General features: G+C 57.4%; 14 protein-coding genes. 6 read left to right on the plus strand and 8 right to left on the minus strand.

What is annotated here, in order from left to right:
- Nucleotides 1-38 precede the first annotated feature (38 nt).
- From parE to G5195_RS10340, 3 genes are all read left to right on the plus strand, one after another.
- Nucleotides 39-1,949, plus strand: coding sequence for a DNA topoisomerase IV subunit B (gene parE, locus G5195_RS10330; protein WP_213387748.1), 1,911 nt, complete (start codon nucleotides 39-41; stop codon nucleotides 1,947-1,949).
- 83 nt (nucleotides 1,950-2,032) lie between these two features.
- Nucleotides 2,033-4,327, plus strand: coding sequence for a DNA topoisomerase IV subunit A (gene parC / locus G5195_RS10335; protein WP_421236105.1), 2,295 nt, complete (start codon nucleotides 2,033-2,035; stop codon nucleotides 4,325-4,327).
- Nucleotides 4,328-4,384: 57 nt separating this feature from the next.
- The gene (locus tag G5195_RS10340) at nucleotides 4,385-5,023 is read left to right on the plus strand and encodes a hypothetical protein (protein ID WP_219265047.1); all 639 of its coding nucleotides are present in this window, start codon (nucleotides 4,385-4,387) and stop codon (nucleotides 5,021-5,023) included.
- 103 nt (nucleotides 5,024-5,126) lie between these two features.
- On the opposite strand, the gene G5195_RS10345 is transcribed toward G5195_RS10340, so the two are convergent.
- Nucleotides 5,127-6,035, minus strand: coding sequence for a LysR family transcriptional regulator (locus G5195_RS10345; protein ID WP_219265046.1), 909 nt, complete (start codon nucleotides 6,033-6,035; stop codon nucleotides 5,127-5,129).
- Between the two features lie 105 nt (nucleotides 6,036-6,140).
- Between G5195_RS10345 and G5195_RS10350 the strand changes: the two genes are divergently transcribed.
- On the plus strand, nucleotides 6,141-7,379 hold the full coding sequence (locus tag G5195_RS10350; protein WP_421236106.1) for an MFS transporter: 1,239 nt from the start codon (nucleotides 6,141-6,143) through the stop codon (nucleotides 7,377-7,379).
- Between the two features lie 197 nt (nucleotides 7,380-7,576).
- On the opposite strand, the gene G5195_RS10355 is transcribed toward G5195_RS10350, so the two are convergent.
- The 5 genes from G5195_RS10355 to G5195_RS10375 all read right to left on the minus strand — a co-directional run bounded on the left by G5195_RS10355 (nucleotide 7,577) and on the right by G5195_RS10375 (nucleotide 12,134).
- Complete coding sequence (locus tag G5195_RS10355; protein WP_421236107.1) at nucleotides 7,577-9,064, minus strand: peptide MFS transporter; 1,488 nt, start codon at nucleotides 9,062-9,064, stop codon at nucleotides 7,577-7,579.
- 525 nt (nucleotides 9,065-9,589) lie between these two features.
- On the minus strand, nucleotides 9,590-10,492 hold the full coding sequence (atcC, locus tag G5195_RS10360) for a cold adaptation protein AtcC (RefSeq protein ID WP_421236108.1): 903 nt from the start codon (nucleotides 10,490-10,492) through the stop codon (nucleotides 9,590-9,592).
- 11 nt (nucleotides 10,493-10,503) lie between these two features.
- Entirely contained in the window at nucleotides 10,504-11,271 is a 768-nt protein-coding gene (atcB, locus tag G5195_RS10365) for a cold adaptation protein AtcB (protein WP_201937896.1), read from the minus strand.
- A 12-nt stretch (nucleotides 11,272-11,283) separates the two neighbouring features.
- Entirely contained in the window at nucleotides 11,284-11,826 is a 543-nt protein-coding gene (gene atcA / locus G5195_RS10370) for a cold adaptation protein AtcA (protein ID WP_421172398.1), read from the minus strand.
- 23 nt (nucleotides 11,827-11,849) lie between these two features.
- Complete coding sequence (locus tag G5195_RS10375) at nucleotides 11,850-12,134, minus strand: DnaJ domain-containing protein (protein ID WP_005343121.1); 285 nt, start codon at nucleotides 12,132-12,134, stop codon at nucleotides 11,850-11,852.
- Nucleotides 12,135-12,420: 286 nt separating this feature from the next.
- Between G5195_RS10375 and G5195_RS10380 the strand changes: the two genes are divergently transcribed.
- A complete protein-coding gene (locus G5195_RS10380) occupies nucleotides 12,421-12,849 on the plus strand; it encodes an EF-hand domain-containing protein (protein WP_421172397.1) in 429 nt (142 codons plus the stop codon).
- A 136-nt stretch (nucleotides 12,850-12,985) separates the two neighbouring features.
- On the opposite strand, the gene G5195_RS10385 is transcribed toward G5195_RS10380, so the two are convergent.
- On the minus strand, nucleotides 12,986-13,729 hold the full coding sequence (locus G5195_RS10385; protein WP_421172396.1) for a DsbA family protein: 744 nt from the start codon (nucleotides 13,727-13,729) through the stop codon (nucleotides 12,986-12,988).
- 218 nt (nucleotides 13,730-13,947) lie between these two features.
- Nucleotides 13,948-14,325, minus strand: a complete 378-nt coding sequence (locus G5195_RS10390; protein ID WP_421172395.1) for a hypothetical protein — start codon at nucleotides 14,323-14,325, stop codon at nucleotides 13,948-13,950.
- A gap of 186 nt (nucleotides 14,326-14,511) precedes the next feature.
- On the opposite strand from G5195_RS10390, the gene G5195_RS10395 reads away from it, so the two are divergent.
- Complete coding sequence (locus tag G5195_RS10395) at nucleotides 14,512-15,240, plus strand: 1-acylglycerol-3-phosphate O-acyltransferase (protein WP_421172394.1); 729 nt, start codon at nucleotides 14,512-14,514, stop codon at nucleotides 15,238-15,240.
- The last annotated feature ends 61 nt before the right edge of the window (nucleotides 15,241-15,301 follow it).

Here is a 15,301-nt window from a genome sequence, read left to right on the forward strand (position 1 = left end):
GTAAGATTCTCCCCAAACGTCAATTCGCAAGGCCCTCCATGTCTACTCAATACAATGCGGATGCCATTGAGGTCCTCAATGGCCTTGAACCGGTGCGTCGCCGCCCCGGCATGTATACCGACACCACCCGGCCCAACCACCTCGGCCAGGAGGTCATCGACAACAGCGTCGATGAAGCGCTGGCAGGTCACGCCCGCAATCTGGAGGTGATCCTGCATGAAGACCAGTCCCTCGAAGTGATCGACGACGGCCGCGGCATGCCGGTCGATATCCACCCGGAAGAGGGGGTCAGCGGGGTGGAGCTGATCCTCTGCAAGCTGCACGCGGGTGGCAAGTTCTCCAACAAGAACTACCAGTTCTCCGGCGGTCTGCATGGGGTGGGTATTTCGGTAGTAAACGCCCTCTCCGATCGGGTCGAGGTGACGGTACGTCGCGACGGTCAGGTCTACGACATCGCCTTCGAGCGTGGCGAGAAGGTGCAGGAGCTGACCATCACCGGCACCTGCGGCCGTCGCAACACCGGCACCCGGGTGCGTTTCTGGCCGCAGGCGAGTTACTTCGATTCGCCCAAGTTCTCGGTCACCAAGCTGGAGCACCTGCTCAAAGCCAAGGCCGTGCTCTGCCCCGGCCTCACCATCAAGTTCCTCGACAAGAACACCGGCATCAAGCTGGAGTGGTGCTACGAAGATGGCCTCAAGGATTATCTGGTCGATGCGGTCAAGCAGTTCACCTGCCTGCCGGAGCAGCCCTTTATCGGCTCCTTTAGCTCCGAACAGTCGGCGGTGGACTGGGCGCTCTGCTGGTTGCCGGAAGGGGGCGAATGTCTCGCCGAATCCTATGTGAACCTCATTCCCACCGCCCAGGGCGGCACCCACGTCAACGGCCTGCGTCAGGGCCTGCTCGACGCTATGCGCGAGTTCTGCGAGTTCCGCAACCTGCTGCCGCGCGGGGTCAAGCTGACTCCGGAAGATATCTGGGATCGCTGCGCCTACATCCTCTCCATCAAGATGCAGGATCCGCAGTTCGCCGGTCAGACCAAGGAGCGCCTCTCCTCCCGTCAGAGCTCGGCGTTCGTCTCCGGCGTGGTGAAGGATGCCTTCAGCCTCTATCTGAACAGCAACACCGAGCTGGCGGAGCAGATCGCCGAGATCTGCATCTCCAGCGCCCAGCGCCGGATGCGCGCCGCCAAGACGGTGGTGCGCAAGAAGATTACCCAGGGCCCGGCCCTGCCCGGCAAGTTGACCGACTGTAACTGCGCCGACCCCATGCAGGGGGAGCTGTTTCTGGTGGAGGGTGACTCCGCGGGCGGCAGTGCCAAGCAGGCGCGGGATCGCGAGTTTCAGGCCATCATGCCGCTGCGCGGCAAGATCCTGAACACCTGGGAGGTGGAGGCCGGTCAGGTGCTCGCCTCGCAAGAAGTTCACGACATCTCGGTGGCCATCGGTCTCGACCCCGACTCCAACGACCTCTCCGGTCTGCGCTACGGCAAGGTGTGCATCCTCGCGGATGCGGACTCGGACGGTCTGCACATCGCCACCCTGCTCTGCGCCCTGTTCGTGAAGCACTTCCGCGCGCTGGTGGAGAAGGGGCACGTCTATGTCGCCATGCCGCCCCTCTACCGGATCGATATCGGTAAAGAGGTCTACTACGCACTCGACGAAGACGAGAAGAACGGCGTGCTGCAGCGGGTCGAAGCCGAGAAGAAGAAGGGCAAGGTGATGGTGACCCGATTCAAGGGCCTGGGTGAGATGAACCCGAAACAGCTGCGGGAAACCACCATGGATCCCAACACCCGCCGTCTGGTGCAGCTCACCATGGATCCGGCAGGGGAGAGTGAAGGGGATGCGGCTGATGAGACTCTGCAACTGATGGACATGCTGCTGGCCAAGAAGCGGGCGAGCGATCGTCGCGAATGGCTCGAAGAGAAGGGCAACCTCGCCATCATCTAAGCCGTCGGCCGGCCCTGTCGGGGCCGGCAAGCATTTAGCCGGAGTCGCCTTGTGGTGGCTCCCGAACCGAAAGAGAAAATCACATGAGTGATGCTATCGAGCTCAGTCTGGACGGGGTAGAGCGCCAGCCAATGCGCACCTTTACCGAACAGGCTTACTTGAACTACTCCATGTACGTCATCATGGATCGGGCCCTGCCGCATATCGGCGACGGCCTCAAACCGGTGCAGCGGCGCATCATCTACGCCATGAGCGAGCTGGGGTTGTCGGCGCTCTCCAAGCACAAGAAGTCTGCCCGTACCGTGGGTGACGTGCTGGGTAAGTACCACCCCCACGGCGACAGCGCCTGTTATGAAGCCATGGTGCTGATGGCCCAGCCCTTCTCCTACCGTTATCCGCTGGTGGACGGTCAGGGCAACTGGGGTGCGCCGGATGATCCCAAATCCTTCGCCGCCATGCGTTATACCGAGGCGCGGCTGTCGCGCTTCTCCGAGCTGCTGCTCTCCGAGCTGGGTCAGGGCACGGTGGAGTGGACGCCGAACTTCGACGGCACCATGAAGGAGCCGGTGGTGCTGCCTGCCCGTCTGCCGCACATCCTGCTCAACGGGGTGACCGGTATTGCGGTGGGGATGGCGACCGACATTCCGCCCCACAACGCGCGGGAAGTGGCTTACGCCTGTGCCGAGCTGCTCGACAACCCCAATGCGGGGCTCGATGTGTTGATGCAGCACATTCAGGGGCCGGATTACCCGACCAATGCCGAGATCATCACCCCGCGCGACGATATCCGCAAAATCTACGAGACCGGCAAGGGCTCCATCAAGCAGCGGGCGGTCTGGAGCGAGGAGGATGGCGATATCGTCATCACGGCGCTGCCCCATCAGGCCTCCGGCGCCAAGATCATGGAGCAGATCGCCGCCCAGATGGTGGCGAAAAAGCTGCCGATGGTCACCGACCTGCGCGATGAATCTGACCACGAGAACCCGACCCGTCTGGTGATCGTGCCGCGCTCCAACCGGGTGGATGTGGAGGGGCTGATGGCCCACCTGTTCGCCACCACGGATCTGGAGAAGAACTACCGGGTCAACCTCAACATCCTCGGCCTCGACAACCGGCCGCAGGTGAAGTGCCTCAAGACCATCCTCAGCGAGTGGATTCGGTTCCGCCGCGAGACCGTGCGTCGCCGTCTGCAATTCCGCCTCGACAAGGTGCTGGCTCGCCTGCACATCCTCGAAGGCTTGCTGATCGCCTATCTCAACATCGACGAGGTGATCGAGATCATCCGCACCGAGGATGAGCCGGGCAAGGTGATGGTGGAGCGCTTCAACATTACCGAGACCCAGGCCGAAGCAATCCTCGAGCTGAAACTGCGCCATCTGGCCAAGCTCGAAGAGTTCAAGCTGCGCGCCGAACAGAACGAACTGGCCGAAGAGCGCGACAAGCTGGAGCTGATCCTGGGCTCCGAGCGCCGTCTCAACACCCTGCTCAAGAAAGAGCTGCTGGCCGATGCCGAGAAGTACGGCGACGATCGCCGCACCCCGCTGGTGGAGCGTGCCACCGCCGTGGCGCTGACCGAGAAAGAGCTCATTCCCAGCGAACCGGTCACCGTCATCCTCTCCGACAAGGGGTGGGTACGCGCCGCCAAGGGCCACGACGTGGACGTGGCGGGGCTCTCCTACAAGGCGGGGGACAGCTATCTGGCCCACGCCTGTGGCCGCAGCAACCAGCAGGCAGTGTTCCTCTCCACGTTGGGAAGAACTTACGCTCTCGAATCTCACACCTTGCCATCCGCGCGCAGTCAGGGCGAACCGCTCACCGGCCGCTTTGCGCTGGGGGCTGGGGAAGAGGTGCGTCATCTGGTGATGGGCAACGAAGGCGAGCCCTACCTGATCGCCAGCGACGCCGGTTACGGTTTTGTCTGCACCTATGACGACCTGATCGGCAAGAACAAGAACGGCAAGGCGCTGCTCACCGTGCCGGAAGGGGGTCAGGTGATGGCACCCCAGAAGATCGGCTCGCCAGAGACCGATCTCTGCATGGCCATCTCCAACGAGGGGCGCATGCTGCTGTTCCCGCTCAACACCCTGCCGGTACTCGGCAAGGGCAAGGGTAACAAGCTGATCAGCATTCCGTCGGCTCGGGTCAAGGCGCGGGAGGAGTTTGTGGTGATGGCCGCCGTGATCCCGCAGGGCCAGTCGGTCACCCTGTTTGCCGGCAAGCGCAAGCTCACCCTCAAACCCTCGGATCTCGACTACTACCGCGGCGAGCGCGGCCGCCGCGGCGCCAAGCTGCCCCGCGGTTTGCAGCGGGTGGATCGTATTGAGATTGAACCCGCCGCGGGAACCGAACCGGTAGCCGGGGAAAATCAGGAAGGGTAATTAATATAGAAGGGCGCGAAAGCGCCTTTTTTATTATAAAATTTTTTTGGTGATTTCATGTACGATTTTATAAAGGACTTTTCACCTGTCTTTTTAGCTTTTTTTGGATTGTTTGTCCCAATTTATCAAGCTCAACGGGAAAGAAGAGCTAACTTTAAAAAAGAACATCAAATTAAAATATTTGAACAATTGCTCTCTGTTTCCAATGCACTGACATCTACTTGTGATGAACTATCTTTAAAAGCGTTGATATGGCGTGTTAATAAAGCGGATGGACATGAGGTTGACCTCCCTAAAAGAATGGATTACGCAATGCAGCTTGAGCATGTCACGTATTTGTTTTGCAAAGAATTGGAATGCCACGAAATTTTAAATCCTTTGTTATTTAGAACAACTCGTTTCATGATTCAAGCAAAATTATACGAGCTTTCTAGGGAACAACCATATCTTGAAAAAAATGACTTTTTTAGTAAGTTAGAATGGGTATCTAGAGAAATATCGTGTTTCACCAGAGATCTCATATCATGTTTGCAAAATGAGATTTATGGCGAGCTATTTTTAACAAAGGTTTCACCAAGGGAAACGACAATGGATAGTTTGAAGGTTATAAGAAATGAACCTGATAAACTGTATGCGCTATTAGAATATGTACAATGTGAAACTCACTATGGTAAAGAAGTGTTGAAAGTGAGTTAGTTTTGCACAGGCCTTTATAAGGCTGTAGGTCTGATTAACGAAGCGTAATCAGGCCTACGCAAACGATAAACGCTAGCGTAGGCCATTTAGTTTTGGACTTTAGCTACTGATAACTAATGATGTTTTGTCGAATGAACTCAATAAATACACGTGTTTTAGCAGGAAGATATTGGCGGTTTGCATAAACAGCAAACAACTGTAATGGGGCAGCGGGTAGCTCAAGTTCAATTTCAACCAAGCTGCCATCATCAATAAACTCCTGGCAAGATACCTTGGCAAGAATGGCAAAACCTACACCGGCTATTGCTGCTTTTAACGCCAGTTCGCCACTATTGACCCGGTAGTGTTCATTCACCTGAATGGTGGAAAATTCACTGCTCGTGCGAGTAAATTGCCAAGGCATCCCTTTCAGAGCGCTCACCGTTGTTATGCAGGGGAGAGTTTTGAGTTGTGATGTGTGGTTGGGAAGCCCCCACTTCTGAATCAATGACGGGGAGCCAACAACAGTACAGGGAATGGTGGTCAAATGGCTGGCTATGTAATCGCAATCATCCATCTTGCCTCTGTGAATGATGATTGCCATGTCCAAATCCTCTCTTAATGATTCAAGTCCGGAGAGATTGGTAATGCAGCTGATCGTTATTTCAGGATGTTGGCAGGCAAAGTCGGCAATGGCAGTACCGAGCAGTTTTGGCCCAGCCTCATTGGGGATACAGATGCGTAATGGCCCTTTCAGCTGAATCTGCTGTGATGTCAATTCAGCCTCGGTTTGCTCCAGTGATTCCAGCAGTGGTTTTACTCGGGTATAGAGCAGTTGCCCTGACTGTGTGAGCTTCATATGGCGGGTTGAGCGTTCAATCAGTTGAAGATTCAAGGCTTCTTCCAATTGAGAAATACTGCGACTCACATTTGAGGTGGGGATTTGAAGGGCTTTAGATGCACCGACAAAACTGCTATTTTCAACCACTGCAATGAAAATTTTCAGCGCATTCAATTCCATGCCGGTACGCATTGATTATCCCTAATCTGATAACAATTCATGCCATTTTAACGAATAAAATTAAAATGTGATAGTGGGTATACTTTCTATCTCTAAAGATTGAGAGTAAACATTATTATGCTAGATAAAAATAATGTGGGTGAAAAAACTCACAGTAATTGTTCGGTTATGGATTTTAACGTTGTCTGGTTGGCGGCATTGATTCAATTGGTCAGTGCGCTTGATTTCATGATGATTATGCCTCTCGGGCCTGATTTATCTCGCGCACTAAATATAAGTCCAACCTATATAGGATATTTAGGAGGCGGGTATGCACTGGCAGCCGCACTATCATCGTTGTTATGTGCCAGATATCTCGACCTATTTGATAGAAAGCATGTTGCACTGATCACATTGTTGGGGATCTCGCTATCCACTTGGGCCTGCGCTTTGGCATGGGATATGGAAAGTTTATTCTTTACCCGCTTGCTGGCCGGTATGTTTGCCGGTCCTGCAACATCCATTGCTCTGGCGATCGTTGCGGATGCTACGCCTGTACAGCAACGTGGCCGAGCGATGGCCATCGTGATGGGGGCGTTTTCGTTGTCAGCGATTGCCGGTGTGCCGTTGGGATTGGAGCTGGCAATGTCAAAAGGATGGAGTGCACCTTTCTATGTTTTAGGTGGCTTGGGATTATGTGTCTGCGTGGCGGTATATACAAGGCTGCCCGGGATGACGGCCCACTTGGGATTGAGTCAGAAGGCTTTTTCATCCATTGAAATGTTGAAGCGACCTGTGGTGTTGAATGCGTTTATGGCAATTGGGTTGGCAATTTTCAGCACCTTCCTTATTGTTCCCAACATAGCTGCTTATTTTCAATTTAACCTTGATGTCCCTCGTGGTGATATGAGTTATTACTATGTCATGGGTGGTATATTTAGCCTGTTTTCAATGCAGCTTGGCGGATTGTTTATTGACCGTTTTGGCGCAATGAAAGTGACGATTTTGATAGGGGCATTGACGATAGCGGTTGTTTGGGATGGTTTTTTGCATGAGCCTTGGTTGCCGACCATAGTGATTTTCACGTTATTCATGGTGGTTACATCGACCCGAACGATCACCGTTGCTGCTGTTAATAGTCAAGTGGCAGCGCCTTGGGAAAGGGCGGGATTCATGTCATTGCAAAATGTTTTTCAACATATATTCAGTGGCTCGGCTGCCGTCGTCTCTTCGATGATTTTAACAAATGTCGATGGTCACCTTGGCAACATAACTCTATTGGCTTGGCTAACCATAGTGTTGACGATTATTCAGCCACTTTTTCTATATCGATTGCTCAAGCTGCTGCGTTTGGGAACCCCAAAATCGGATGTTTGAGAAACGAGACCTGTGGGGACATAGGCTTGATTGACGAAGCCTAAACGGGGGCTCGCCAGCCAGATTAGGGTCATCCATCCCGCCAAAAAAGAGGGCCCCGCCATCCATGATGGCGGGGCCCTTCGCATTATCAGCTGCATTGCCGATTCAACCGTTCGCGCTGGCAGGGGCTACTGAAATGGTTGGCCCGAATCCAATTAGACAGGAATGGCTGTCGCCGCCGGTGGCGGGGTGATTTTCGAGGCGATCAGCAGGCGCAGGCGGGGCACCAGCAACAGCAGGACGATCCCGCCCGCCATCGAGCCCCAGCCGAGCATATTGAACACCGAGCTGTAGCCCGGGTTGGTGGCCACCGGAGAGCTGCCGATATTCTGCGGCATGGCGCTGGAGACATAGCCCGCCAGCACCGAGGCGATGCCAGTCACCATCATCCAGCAACCCATCATCAAGCCTTGCAGGCTGGCGGGGGCCAGCTTGCCAATCATGGCGTAGCCGATGGGGGAGATCAGCAGCTCGCCAAAACTCTGCAGCACATAGCTGATGGCGATCCACTTGAAGGCGACCAGCCCGTCGGCCCCCGCCAGATGGATGCCGAGCGGCAGCACCAGCATGCCGAGCCCCATGCAGAACAGGGAGGCGGCAAATTGGGAGGGGATGTCGATATTCCACCCCTGCTCGCGCAGCCGCTTGAACAGCAGCGCCATCAGGGGGCCACCGATGACGATGACGAGGGTGTTGATGTTCTGGATCCACTGGGGCGCGACCCGCAGCCCGAACACGTTGAGGTTGATGTTGTGCTCGGAGAAGAGCATCAGCCCCATGGGCGCCAGCTGGTAGAGCGACCAGAAGATAAGGGAGCCAAGGGCGAGGATCAGGTAGGCCACCATGCGGCTGCGCTCGGCGGCGTCCGGATGGCGGGCGGTCATCACGCAGAGCAGCACCAGCACCACGGCGCCCAGGATCAGCACGAAGCTGCCGCTGAAGCTGGCATGGGTCAGCAGCAGGCGCAGCGCCGGCACCAGCATGGCCAGAATGGCGATCCCGGCCAGCATGCGGCGGTAGAAGCTGCTCCCTTTGACATGGCGCAGCGGGGTGCTGATATCCGCCAGAATCGGCCAGCAGGCGAAGGTGGCGATGATGGCAATGATGTTGCCCAGCGTTGCAAACAGGAACAGGGTGCGGTAATCCTCGGTGAGCTGGAAGTAGCCCGCCACCGTAAAGCCGATAAAGAAGCCCAGATTCATCCCGGCGTAGTTCCACAGGAAGGCGCTCTCGCGGCGGTGATCATCCGGGGCGAAGCGCTGGGTCAGCATCATGTTGAGGCAGGTGACGTTGAGGCCGCTGCCGGTAAGGAACATGGCGAGCCCCCAGTAGAGGCCGGTGATCCCCATCTCGGCGATGAAGTAGCAGCCGATCACCTGCAGCACCATTCCCATCACGAACAGGTTGCGGTTGCTGAGGTAGCGCCCGCCGAGATAGCCGCCAAACAGGTGCAGGCCATAGTTGAAGGCCCCGAAGACCCCCATCATGGCGTTGGCCTGGGATTCACTGAAGCCGAGCCGCTTGGTGGCGTAGAGCACCAGCGTGGAGTAGAGCACGGCAAACCCCAGGGTCGAGAAGGTCTGGATAAAGAACAGCGCCCCGGAGCCGGGGGGAATGGTGGGGTGTTGATTCGAAGCGCTCACGGTCTGTCTCCTGTGAGAGAAGAAAGTCATAACTCGTCCTGAGAGCGTACCGGTCTGCTGCCGGCTAGCCTTGTGCGCTTCCATGCTGGTCTGAAGGCCGGTCTGTCATTTAGCGGCCAAGCGGTGCAAATAGCCATACCTGAAATTTAATCCGGCGCGATTAATTGCTTTTTATTGATCTATTCCGCCTTTTTATGCGCGATTGAGCCGTGGTTGTAGCTCGGCTTACCACGTGATTGCGGCACGGTTGATGTGATCCAGTCGGCTATTTGGTGCCGATTATGGCGCTGTAGCGGGATCTGCATCCCGCTTTGTTGCCCCGAAACGCAGCTGGCGCCAAGTTGTTGTATTGCAGGTTGTTTATTCATCCTTGGGTATTGAGTGAATAAATATCGGGAAGAGAAGGGGCTGCCCCAGGGTGACTTGTGCGTGTTACCTATCTGCTTGGGAGAGAGTGAGGGGAGGATAAAACAACGCCCGGCGGGCCGGGCGTTGTGGTGCGACTGATGGGCGGCGAAAGCGGCCTTAGAAGTCGTGGTAGAGCGGCCAGCCGAGCAGCGGGTGCTTGAGACCGGCGCGCATCTCGACGTTGTCGAGCTTCTCCGGCGAGGCGTTCTCTTTTTGCAGCAGCTGGTACTGGCGCACAAAGCCGAGAGTGTGCAGCAGGTTGGGCACAAAGCCCGGGCTCAGCTCTTGGCGCAGGGCGGCGGCCATGTCGGCGGGGAGCGCGCTCAGCATCAGGGCGAGCTGGGCGGCGAGGTAGTCGGTGTCGTACCAGCTCTCGTCGAGCTCAATCTCCCGCGCCAGTTTGCGCTTGAGATCCTGCTTCACCTTGAGCGGGGCGGCGCCACTGCCCTTGCCGCAGAGGATGCGGTAGAGCAGCGCTTCGGCCAGCTTGTCCTCCATGGTGGGGTGGTCGCTCTCGCAGGCGAAGAAGTGCTGGTCGATGAGCTCCATCAGGCGGCTCTTGTTGTGCTCGGTCAGCGCCTTCTCGTACTCCTGCCACCCTTGCCACTCCTCCACATCGGGCGGGCTCGAGATCTTGTCCAAGAGGCGCGCATCCACGTCACCGTAGAGGCTGTTGCCAGCCTGCTTGGGGCTGACGGTAATGAGCATCGACCAGCCCTTCTGGAACGGCTTGATGGGGCCTTCCGGCGCCTGCAGCAGCGCCAGCGCCTTGGCCGGATCCCGCGCCGAGAGCTCCTGCAGGCCGAGGCTCACCACGCCGATGACGTCGTGGGCGGCCTGCTCCAGCAGGTGCATCTTGTACTTGTTGTAGTACTTGTCGGCGAATTTTAGGCTCATCAGCACCGCCTTGCCCTTGATGGCGGCCAGCTGTTGCTCGCTCAAACGTTCATTGTCGCGGCCAAAGCGCAGCACCTGGGTCAGAAAGGGGCCCTGGTTGGCATCGCGAATGACTAACTGCATGAATGGGCTCCTTAATCCAGAAAGCTGAACATGTCGTCGACGTCGCCGTACTCGTCTTCCTCGACCTTGTTCTTCTCTTTGGCCTGCATCACCAGCTCGGCGGCAAACTTGTTGATGATGCCGTCCCAGCTGGAGTGCTCGTTGCGCAGCAGCGCCTTGATGGCTTTCTCCACCTCGGGGGCCAGCTCGCGAATGAGCATCAACAGGCTTCTCGGGTCATCCAGCGCGTAGTCGTGGAGATCCTCGCTCTGCTGGCGTTCGCTGTAACGCTGGGACTCTTCAAGATCTTCCTCTTCGGCGTGCAGCACGTCGCGATAGCCTTCGTCCTCTTCATAGCGATCGCCGCGATAGAACTCGATAAAGGGGATGGCGAGGTAGAAGAGACCGGCCGGGTCTTCGGCCACGCACTCGAGGATCTCGCGCTGCTTGGCTTCGCTATCCTGGGTGCGGATCAGGTAGTTGAGGAAGTCGAAGGTGTGCTGTTGCAGCTCGTCGGCGTTGTTCTTGATCGCCTCTTCCCAGTAGAGCGGCTGCTGGCAGACGATGTCGCGGATCCGCTCCGGGGTCATCAGCTCGGAGATGATGGAGGGGAAGGAGATATCGTGCTGGCCGTTAATCTGGGTCAGGGTAACGATATCAATGTTTTCAATCACTTCTGCCAGCTGGTCGTCAGACATGGTCTTGGCGATCAGCTCGAACTTCTCGCTGGCCTGCTTCGGCTCGATAACGGCCAGCTCTTTGATCTCGATGGCGGTAATTTCTATCAGACTGTTGCTCATGCCTTGCCCCAATTAGAAACGGACTTCGTCGTACATATCCTGATCGCCGTCGTCATCACCATAGCGGTCACTGCCGCCGTGGTAGTCGGCATCGGCATCTTCCCCGTCTTCATCTTCTTCGTCGCGCAGCTCATAGTCGTCATCGCCGCGGCAGCTGCCGCGCGGCAGCGGGTTGTCGAGCAGGAACAGCACGGCGCAGGCTTCCATCAGCTGATCTTCGCTCTGGGCCCGTACCGCCTTGACCAGCGGCAGGGCGGCGTTGTTGAAGCCGACGCTCACCTTGAACTCGTCCCAGCTCGGCTGCTCGCCGCTGGTGAGCCACTTGTTCCACTGCGACTTGGCCTTGGCCGGGAACTGCACCCGGCCATAGAGGGCCAGCGGCAGATACTCGGGCATAAACTCCAGCATGCTCATATCGGCCAGCAGCAGGCTCTTCATCTGGTCGGTGAACTGTTCCAGCCCCTTGGGGTCGTCCTGATCCCGGTAGGATTCGATGTTTTCGCTGGCATCGCTTTGCAGCGACTTGAGCCGCGCCTGGTCCCATCTCTTTTGCATAGTTGCTCTTTCTGCCTGCTGTTTCAGGGGTAGAACTGATCCCACATCTCCTGCATGGCGGAGGCGGGGTCGGTCACGATGACGTTGTTGAAATCCTTGATAAAGGCGGCCCGCTGTTTCGGATCGGACAGCACTTCATAGGCCTGCTTTACCTGGTGCAGCTTGATGGCTGCCTGCTCTTTCTCTTCTTCGCTCGCCCCGTGCAGCTTGTCGGGGTGGTACTGGTTCGACAGCCGACGATAGGCTTTCTTGATGTCGTTTTCGCTGGCGTTGGACTTGACGCCCAGCACCCGAAAGTAGTTGTTCATGGCAGATCCTGCATCACTGGCATCATAGGATTCACGCTGCGAGTGCCTGATGGTGGGGATTGGCAAATCAGGCACGGCAAAAACCCGTCATTTTAACGGAAACCTCCCGCCATCGCCATGAATAGGACGCAAGGTCACTGGCAGAAAAGCTTGACGGGGCACCTTGGGATCTGTCTCCCTGTCGGGAATAGTCCAGGGACTACACTACAGGAGGCGCCGGGGATTATCTTGGCGATCGTCAGTTGGCCTCGGCCGTACCGAGACCCTTACTAAGGAATGGACAGCCATGCTCAAATTTTATCTTCTGCCTATGGTGCTGCTTGGCGGTTTCGCCATCGCTGCCGATGAGAGCATCGATGAGCCCTTGATGTTCATCAAGGGGGACATTACCAAGGCACAGTTTACGGAAAGAGCCGAGCAGCGTTTCACCCGGCAGGACAGTGACAAGGATGGCACCCTCTCGATTGCCGAGAGAGAGGCAGCCATGGCCAAGATGCACGAGGCAATGCAGCAGTCAGGCAAGGCCATGCCTGGCAAGATGGGGAATATGGGCAACATGAGGCCGATGCAGGACACGACCAGGGAACAGTTCATGGCGCATCATGAGGCCCTCTTTACCCAAATGGACAAGAACGGAGATGGTGTGCTTGACGAAGCCGAGCGTACCAGTGCCAGAGGGCGGCTCGGGCAGGGGATGATGGCGCCCGCCCAATAGAGCTGGTTTGTCACCTTTCCTTCCTGAAAAAAGAGCCCGGTAGTGATACCGGGCTCTTTGCATGGAGACGGGGTGACCTGAGGGCTCACCATTGCCGCAGTGCGAGCGCTTCCTGCCCCTGCGGGCGACCCCGACCTTAGCTCTGCCTGGCCAGCTCTGCCTTCACCAGCTGCTCCAGCTCCTCATAGGGGATGGCGCCCGACACCAGCTGGTTGCCGATCAGGGTCGCCGGTGTGCCCTGTACACCCAGCAGGGTGCCAATGCGCAGGCTGTTGCGCAGCTCCTCGGTGGCTTTACCCTCCGGTTTGAGTGCCACATTGCCGGTGGCCGCCAGCGCCTTGTTGATGTCCGCCTCGGTCAGCATCCCCTGCTTGCTCATCAGCTTGTCGTGCAGGGCGAAGAAGCGGGCGGGATCCTGTTGCCACAGGGTCAGGCTGTACTGGGCTGCCTTGGCGGAGCTCTGCCCCTTGAACGGCAGCAACTTGATCACCAGCCCCAGATCATTCGGATAGGCCTTGAGCAGCCTGGTCAGCTGGGGATCGAACTGCTTGCAGTAGGGGCAGTTGTAGTCGGTAAACAGCACCAGCGTCAGCTTGGGGTTTTTGGCACCCAGGCGCGGGCTGGTAGCGCTGTTGAACAGCACATCCTTGTTGCCCTTGATGAAGTTGCCAAGCTGGGCCTCCTGGGCTGCGGCATTCTGCTTCTCCCAGGACTCGGCCGCCTCGTCGAGGATCTTGGGGTTGGCGATCAGAGTCTCGCGGATCAGCTCCTTGATGCGTGCTTCCTGTTCAGGGGTGAAGGGGGCCGCGTGTAGGGTCGGAGCCAGCAGGGGTGCGCAGAGAGAGGCCAGCAGGGGCAGGGCGCTCAGAGTCGGTTTCATGGATACTCCTTAAAATCGGGTAGTGCCAGCCTGAAGTGGCCAGCCTTGTGCAAGCTAGTCGGCAGTCGTCGTGGTTGCGCCGAGGCAGCAAGGTATTCCCCTGCAACAACGCCATGCCGTAAATCTGTTTTCAGTACGCCGCAGTCGTGCCCCGTTGGTGCAAGAAGGCGGCGATGGTCTCGCAAACATGAGTCATGACCAATGGCAAAGAGCCGGAATCATTCCCGCCAGATGCAGAGGGTGAGATGCAGACGCCGTTCGGGCGGCGAGATGACTCTGGGTGGGGGTTGTGGCGGTGTGTAGCGCCAAAGGGGGGCCAGCAGGGCGATCAGCACCGCCACGGCAAAGAAGAGCTGTTCGATGCAGAGCAGGGGGGCGGCGCTCAGCCACTTGCCGTTGAGCTGGCAACTGCCTGGCTGCGGGCTGGCCGGTTTGGCATCCCCCAGATCCGTTGTCGAGTTCTGAACGGGTAGCGCCTGACAGCTGAGCGCCTGATCGAGCAGGGCAAGCCGGGCCAGCGGCTGGGCCGCACAATTGAGCAGCAGCAGGCAGACCAGCAGCAGGAGATGTTTCGCTATCCGTTGTTGCAAAATCATGTTCGCCCCGTCCATCAAGATGGGGCCATCCTAGCGAGCTATGTCTGGAGGGGCAAGTTACCGCGCTCGTTATGACTGATCGCCTGGGTGACAGAGCAGGTAAGTCTGGTCGGTTCTGTTTGGCGAACGCTTGTTCGCTAAAAGGGGGATCAGTATACTGCGCCGAGTTAAAACTCGAGGTGTTCGATGCTCAAAATTGCCCGTGTGCTGCTGCTTGGTCTGCTGCTCATTTTCTGGTTCCTGTTCGGCCTGCTGCTCTGTCTGGTTCGTCCGCGCCATCCCAACAACGTCTATGTCTTCGCTCGCATGTATCACGCGGTCTGCCCGCTGATCGGGTTGCGAGTCAAGGTGACGGTGGCCGACGAGGTGAAATCGGTCGGCCCGGCGGTCTACGTCTGCAACCACCAGAGCAACTTCGACATCTTCACCGTGACCGGTGCGGTGCAGCCCGGTGTGGTGGCGGTGGGCAAGAAGAGCCTGCTGTGGCTCCCCTTCTTCGGCCTTATCTTCTGGCTATCCGGCAACGTGCTGATCGACCGCTCCAACCGCTCCCGTGCCATCGGCACCATAGGTCAGGTGGTGGATCGCATCAAGAATCGCGGCACCTCCATCTGGATGTTCCCGGAAGGGACCCGCTCCAAGGGGCGTGGCCTGCTGCCATTCAAGGCGGGCGCTTTCCACACTGCGGTACAGGCTGAAGTGCCCGTGGTGCCCATCGTCTGCTCCAGCTACTTCGGTCAGATCGACCTCAATCGTTGGGACAACGGCGAAGTGCTGGTGGAAGTGATGGCACCGGTCTGCAGCAAGGAGCACGGTGCCGCTGGCATTCGCGAGCTCTCCGAAGTGTGCCGTGCCAGGATGGAGGCCAAGCTGGCCGAATTGGACAGCAAGCTGGGCCACAGCCACGCAGCTTGACTAGATATCGCAGATGAATCGACAAGGGAGCCTCAGGCTCCCTTTTTTATTGGTAAAAATC

This window comes from Aeromonas sp. 601039, assembly GCF_049174415.1.
GTDB classification, from domain to species: Bacteria; Pseudomonadota; Gammaproteobacteria; order Enterobacterales; family Aeromonadaceae; genus Aeromonas; species Aeromonas veronii_A.